The organism is Bacteroidetes bacterium SB0662_bin_6 (assembly GCA_009839485.1).
Lineage (GTDB): Bacteria > Bacteroidota > Rhodothermia > Rhodothermales > VXPQ01 > VXPQ01.
This window is the reverse complement of sequence record VXPQ01000037.1, coordinates 1-6750: the sequence shown is the minus strand read 5'-3', so window position 1 is coordinate 6750 and position 6750 is coordinate 1. Positions and strand designations below refer to the sequence as shown.

Sequence of the window (6750 nt, the reverse complement as noted above, 5' to 3'; positions counted from 1 at the left end):
ACCGGTTCGCCGTGGGAGCGGAAGACGGCGTCATAACGTACGTTGGTCCGGGAGAAGACTTTGAGACGGAGCCGGAGGGGTACGACCTGACACTCAGGGCGCGGGATACAGCCGGAGCACAGGCGCAGGCCAAGGTCGAGGTTGTGATCACCGACGTGAACGAAGCGCCGGAGTTTGCGCAGACGGTCTATCGCGTAGAACTGGCGGAGAACGTCGATGGCCGCAATCAGCCGGTCGAGTTATTACGGCTGACGGCGGAGGACCCCGACGGCGATGCGCTGACGTACGATCTGGCGTCCGGCGACCCGGACCGGTTCGCCGTGGGGGCGGAAGACGGCGTCGTGACGTACGTCGGTCCGGGAGAGGACTTCGAGACGGGGCCGGAGGGATACGACCTGACGCTCAGGGCGCGGGACGGAGCCGGAGCACAGGCGCAGGCGGAGATCGTGGTTGTGGTGACCGACGCGAACGAAGCGCCGGTCGCGGTCGGGGTCATCCCGGATCAGACGCTCGACGAAGGGGGCGGTGCGGCGGAAGTGGATCTGTCGCCGTTCTTCGACGACGCGGATGGAGACGGGCTGACCTACCACGCAGAGTCGTCCGACCCGCGTGTGGTGAGCGCTCTGGTCACGGCGGCGCTCCTGACGCTGACGCCGGGTATGTACGGGTCGGCCATGGTGAAGGTAACGTCGGAGGATCCGGGGGGCCTCTCTACGACGCAGAGCTTCCGCGTAGGAGTGAGTGACATGCCGCAGCGCGCGATTATCGAGCACATGCTGGCGGCCACCGCTCGAAGCCATCTGGCAAGCGTGCGGATGACGCTCGACCGGCGGATGAGCGCCAGCCCGTGCGAGCCTTCCCGGCTCACGGTGATGGGACGGTCTGCGCCGCTTGGAGGCGAAGCGGCGAGAGGCGTCTTGGGTCAGTTTGCGACCGCCGCCCGCGGCCGTACCACGGACCCGTCCCTCGCACCGGGCGCCGCAGACCGGTTGACGCCGGCGCAACTGCTCGGCCTCGGCGGCGGCCGTGCTGCGATGATGGAGAGCACGGAGTTCCTCCTGGCGGGCGGGGACGGGGGTCAAAATGGATGCACCGGGCTCCGGCGCTGGTCCCTGTGGGGGCAGGGAGACGTGCAGACGTTCAGCGGGACGCCGTCCGTGCAGGGGTACGGGTCCGGCTACGACGGCGAACTCCGGACGGGCTATCTGGGGCTCGACGTGAGGCTGCGCGAGCGCTGGATGGCCGGGCTGGCGATCTCGCGCAGCAGGGGCGCGGGCGACTGGCGGGTGGGCGCCTCGGACGGGGAACTCACGCAGACCATGACAGCGGTCCATCCGTACCTGCGATGGGCGGGCCGATCCACGTCCCTCTGGGCCTCGGTAGGCGGAGGAAGGGGCAATGCCGAGAATCTGCGGACGGCGGGACGGCTGGGGACGAGCGCGACGGCTCTCCGCCTCGGACTCGTCGAACTCAAGAGGCGTCTCGGGGCGCCGGGCGGACTCGACTTCGCCCTGATGGGCGACGCTTCGTGGGCCGCGCTCCGAACCGAAGACGGCGAGGAATCCGTGGACGGGCAGAACGTTCGGGTGAACCAGGTGCGGATCGGCGCCGATCTGTCGCTGCCCGTACAGGTCGCCGCCGCCGCTGTCACGTTCTTCGGCGAGGTGTATGCGCGTACCGACGGCGGCGCGGGCCAGACGGGCCAGGGCATCGAGGTGGCCGCCGGATCCCGGGCCGTTCTGGGTATCGTATCCCTCGACGCCCGGGCCCGCACGCTGGCGCTGCACTCGGCGGCCGGCTACGCGGAACAGGGCATCGCCCTGGCGCTCACCGTGGGCCGGCCGGGAGCCGAGGGCCTTTCCTTTTCGGTCTCGCCACGCTGGGGCGATGCCGCCGCGGGCGCCGGCTCGCTCTGGCGGAGTCCCCTGCACCGTGGTTCCCGAAGCGCCTTCGCAGGCAGAGACCGCTGGACGCTGGACGTGCGCGGCAACTACAACATCGGCCTTTCGCCCGGGGGCCGTCGGCTTGATCTTTACGGCGCCTGGAACCCGGCGCTCGGCGGATCCAGCTTCGGACTGTCCCTTGGCGCCGCCCGCCATGAATAGAATCCTTCTTCTCCTCGTTTTCCTTGCCCCGCTGCAGAGCCGCGCACAGAATCTGTACGGTTCCTTCCTCATGTCCCGCCATCAGGAATGGTACATTCCTGGCGAGCGGATCGTTCTGAAAGGGTTTGGGCTAATGGGCGAAAAGCGCTCGGACGACCGGACCTACCTGGCCGAATTGAACTACGGCGGTTACATCAAGGACGGAGGGCTTGCCAGCGTCACCGAAATTCTGGGCGGGGTGCGGTCGTATCGCCCGCTGTCCGGGCGCTACAACGGATTCGCCAGCGCGATGGTCGGCGCAGCGTACGTCCTCTACGATCTGCCGCCTGCGCCCGGGCGCTATGCCGCACCCGTTCTGCATGGGGACGCAGGGGTAGAGTTTGCCTTTTCGAGGAATATGCAGTTCTCCCTTTTCTACAATCGCTACTTCGGGGTGGGAGGCGATAATGTGCCCGCCCTATCCTATTTCGGCCTCAAGTTTTCGTTGACGGTGCATAAACCAAACGAGGAATAGGAACGTACGTTTACCGGTTGGCGGCAGGAGCGGAAACGATGACGCGGACGATGACGCTTGTCCGATAAGTCGAATATGATACTGGAAATACCGGCATGTTTTAAGCCCGGAAAATCCACGGACTTTACACTGCGGCAATCAGTACAAGAACCAGCGCAATCCCTATAAGGGGAGCCAGTATCAGAGTAATCAGAATAAAACGGGCCATGCTTGACAAGTTTTTAACCCTGCTTCCCTGTAAACACTCGGATCACACTTACTGTAGCACGGAGGCAGGCACGTGGTTTGACGAGCAGCTGTCGAGCATCCCGTCCGCCTTGAGTTCGGACAGGCTATTCGATACGGACACCCTCGAAAGGTGTAGCGTATCGGCCAGGCAATCCATCGAATAGGCCATTCCTTGCCCCCGGCCGTTGCGATACCGGCGCTCCTCAAGCATGAACGCAAGGACTCGCAAGGTTGATTTCTGGTATCGCCCGGACCACAGGGCCCGAATAATCTGATCATCCGACTTGTGTATTGCGAGATAGTAATAGGTTGCGGTTCTCGGCATTTTACAGGATTGGCGCTTCGAGTGGATGTTTGCAAATGGCGGCACGCATAATCTTGGACGATGCGGTACAGGTTGTCTAACTGAGCTTGCTCATAATACCCATCCCGCAATTGTTTAGTACAGAATGCTTAATTATACAAATAATAGTGTGAGTATATCGTGAGGATTTGTCATTAAATAGTGTTATTTGCGTTTGTTTTTTCACTATTGCTAATAGAGAGTTATACTTCAAACAACGTACACGCCACGCTGGATAACAACCGACTACGAATTACATGAAGTATTCCGACGAATCAGGGCGAGCGAACGAGGTGCTGTCCGAGCGCACCTCCCGACTGTGTGCGGCCATGCTGCGAATCGGCGCAAGCCTTGAACTGGACGTCGTCCTGCAAGAGATCGTGGAGAACGCCCGCGAGCTGGCTGATGCACGCTACGGCATTATTACGACCACTGACGCGACAGGAAACATTGAAGATGTCGTCATGTCCGGCTTCACCCCGGAAGAGAGTCAGCAAATGCTGGACTGGCCCGACGGCCCCCGGCTCTTCGAACATTTTCGGGAGTTGCCCGGAGTCCTGCGTTTGGCGGACCTGTCCTCCTATGTCGACTCGCTGGGCTATTCGGCCGACCTGATGCTCTCAAAAACGTTTCAGGGTACCCCGATGCATCATCAAGGCCGGTATGTCGGCAACTTTTTTCTCGCCGGCAAGCAGAACGGACCGGAATTCACGAGCGAGGACGAGGAGATTCTGGTGATATTTGCGTCCCAGGCGGCAATGGCCATCGCCAATGCCCGCGCGCACCGCAACGAGCAGCAAGCCCGGGCCTATCTGGAGACTCTGGTGGATACGTCCCCTGTGGGCGTGGTGGTCCTCGGCACCAGGACAGGTAATCCGGTACTGTTCAATCAGGAAGCGAGGCGGCTGGTCGAAGGCATACATGTGCCGGATCGCACGGAGGAGCAGCTGCTGGATATACTAACATGCCGCCGAGCCGATGGGCGGGACATTACGTTTGGTGAATGCATGGCATCGCTCAAATTCGGCAATTCCGAGACGGTGCGTGGAGAAACGGTCGAACTTTCAGTCGGCGACGGTCGGAGTGTCAAAATACTGATCAACGCCACGCCGATTCACTCGGGCGACGGCATAACCGAATCATTGGTTGTCACCATGCAGGATCTGGCGCCGCTGGAGGAGCTTGAGCGGCTCCGGGCCGAATTCCTCGGCATGGTGAGCCATGAGTTGCAGGCTCCGCTTGCCTCTATCAAGGGTTCGGCCGCTACCATACTGGAAGACATCGAGACACTGAGCCGAGACGAAATCCTCCAGTTTTTCCGGATCGTCAATGGGCAGGCTAATCATATGCAAAGCCTGATAGGCGACCTTCTGGATAACGCCCGCATCGACACGGGCACGTTATCGGTTTTTCCCGAACCTTCGGAAGTGTCCGACCTTGTGGAACGGGCAAGAACCTCTTTCCTGAGCGGGGGAAGCCAGCATACTGTGCTCGTCGACCTTCCGATGGAACTGCCCCGCATAATGGCCGACAGTCGACGCATCGTCCAGGTGCTGCATAATCTCTTCTCGAATGCGGCCAGAAACTCTCCTCCGTCGTCTCCTGTCAATGTGGCTGCGCACCAGGAGGATGCTCATGTTGTGATTTCGGTCTCTGACAAAGGCAGGGGCATACCCGAAGAGTTGCTGCCGCACCTGTTCGAGAAATACACCGGGTTCAGTAAAGATGCAGAGCAAGGGACCGAAGGGTTCGGGCTGGGACTCGCCATCTGCAAGGGACTGATAGAGGCCCACGGCGGACGCATCCGGGCCGAGAGCGACGGGGTGGGTCTGGGCGCACGATTCACGTTCACGGTTCCGATAGCCGAGGAAGCCATCACGGATGATGTAGTCCCGGACAACGGCTCCGCCGAGCCCGAAACCGCATCCGAGTCGAGGCGCATTCTCGTAGTAGACGATGATCCGCAGGCGCTTCGTTACATTCGGGACGTTCTTACGTCGGCGGGCTACTCCCCGATTATTACCAACAACCCGCGTGAGCTGTCCCGGCTGATAAGGATGGAAAAACCCGATCTGGTCCTGCTCGATCTGGTTTTTCCCGGGACAGATGGCATCGAGTTGATGGAGAATGTGTCTGAGTTGACCGATCAGCCGGTCATCTTTCTGTCCGCCTACAAAAGGGACGAGACAATTGTGCAGGCCCTGGAGGTCGGCGCCGTCGACTACATTGTCAAGCCGTTCTCGCCCAATGAGCTTACGGCAAGAATTCAGTCGGCTCTGCGAAGGCGGACGGAGCCGGATATTATTTTTGCGCTGAAGGATCTCCGTATCGATTATGACCAGCACCGCGTGACCGTCGCGGATCGTACGATACGCCTGACCACTACCGAGTACAGGCTATTGCGAGCGCTATCGCTCGGGGCAGGGAAAGTAGTGACCTATGACCAGTTGCTTCGCCTGGTGTGGAGCAACAATAACAGCACAACCAAGGAGAACATGCGCACCTTCGTGAAGACGCTCCGTGACAAGCTGGGCGATGATCCTGCCGAGCCGAAATATATCCTGAACGTGCGAGGGGCCGGATATAAAATGTACCTGCCGGATTGACCGTTTTCAGTGCCAATTTGTTGTTGTTTTACATCGTTTTACACGCTCCATATAGAGATCACAGCATATCCACACTAAAACTAAACGGATTAACCCCAAAAAAATATGGAATACACATAATGATTTGCGCATAATTAGTTGTGAGCGTAGGGGTGGTTCGGGTTGATTGGACAGTTGTTCGTCAATCTACGTGCCTGCCTCGATGCTATAGTAAGTGCAATCCGATAACTGAGAAGACAAAAAAGCCCGGTATGCTTACGGGGTATATCCGTTGCTTTGGCACCATAGCCGGGCCCATGGCGTGCATACTTGCCGCCTTGTTGCTGGCATGCGCATCTTCGGTGCACGCTCAGGTGATTCGGGAAGAAGGTTTTCCGGAAAAGGGCGGGAGTGCTTCACGGGAGTCGGTCAGGGCGCCCGTTGTGCAAGAGGAGTGCGATCCTTTTACGGTTCCTGACAAGTTTGGTGAAAGTTGCGTGCCGCGGGAGAAGGAGCCGGATCCTTTAGGGTTCGATCCGGAAGCACCCGGCGTTTCGGATCGTCCGTCACCTGGGTTTGCGGCGCCTCCTCGCCTCGAATGTCCGGTGGCGGTGTTTCTGGAGGAGTTGGAGACGGGACAGGTCGAGTGTCATGCATGGGACGCTTCGGGGGAGGAATACCTTGATTATTTCTGGGAGCCTGTAGGCGGTACGACACGGGACTATCTGGACAATCCTCGTTTGATCCCCGAGGACAGTCCTCATCCGTTTGTGATCGCTCCGGAGGCGCCGGCGTACGAAACGCTGGAGTCGTTCCGTTCGGGGGAAACGACGTTTCGTTACCGGTACCGTTTGACGGCGACCTCCCGGGCGACGGGTTTGTCGTCACATGAGGAGGTGGAGGTGTACGTATCGAGCAGTCGTCCGAGCGTGTATTGTCCGTTGGAGGTGGTGGTGGAAGAGGGCGATACGGTCA

Annotated in this window: 4 protein-coding genes; 3 read left to right on the top strand and 1 reads right to left on the bottom strand. The window is 59.9% G+C overall.

The window, feature by feature from the left end:
* Positions 1-2097 precede the first annotated feature (2097 nt).
* Positions 2098-2619, top strand: coding sequence for a hypothetical protein (locus tag F4Y00_06865; GenBank protein ID MYE04673.1), 522 nt, complete (start codon positions 2098-2100; stop codon positions 2617-2619).
* A gap of 256 nt (positions 2620-2875) precedes the next feature.
* On the opposite strand, the gene F4Y00_06860 is transcribed toward F4Y00_06865, so the two are convergent.
* A complete protein-coding gene (locus F4Y00_06860; GenBank protein MYE04672.1) occupies positions 2876-3172 on the bottom strand; it encodes a winged helix-turn-helix domain-containing protein in 297 nt (98 codons plus the stop codon).
* Between the two features lie 275 nt (positions 3173-3447).
* Between F4Y00_06860 and F4Y00_06855 the strand changes: the two genes are divergently transcribed.
* Positions 3448-5796 (top strand): response regulator, encoded by a 2349-nt coding sequence (locus F4Y00_06855; protein ID MYE04671.1) that lies wholly within the window; start codon positions 3448-3450, stop codon positions 5794-5796.
* Between the two features lie 296 nt (positions 5797-6092).
* The coding region (locus F4Y00_06850; protein MYE04670.1) for a hypothetical protein at positions 6093-6750 on the top strand (658 nt) is incomplete at its 3' end.

What these genes read in the sequence shown, in the direction of transcription:
- F4Y00_06860 (MYE04672.1), bottom strand. Translation starts at nt 3,172, where the DNA reads ATGCCGAGAACCGCAACCTATTACTATCTCGCAATACACAAGTCGGAT.
- F4Y00_06865 (MYE04673.1), top strand. Translation starts at nt 2,098, where the DNA reads ATGAATAGAATCCTTCTTCTCCTCGTTTTCCTTGCCCCGCTGCAGAGC.
- F4Y00_06855 (MYE04671.1), top strand. Translation starts at nt 3,448, where the DNA reads ATGAAGTATTCCGACGAATCAGGGCGAGCGAACGAGGTGCTGTCCGAG.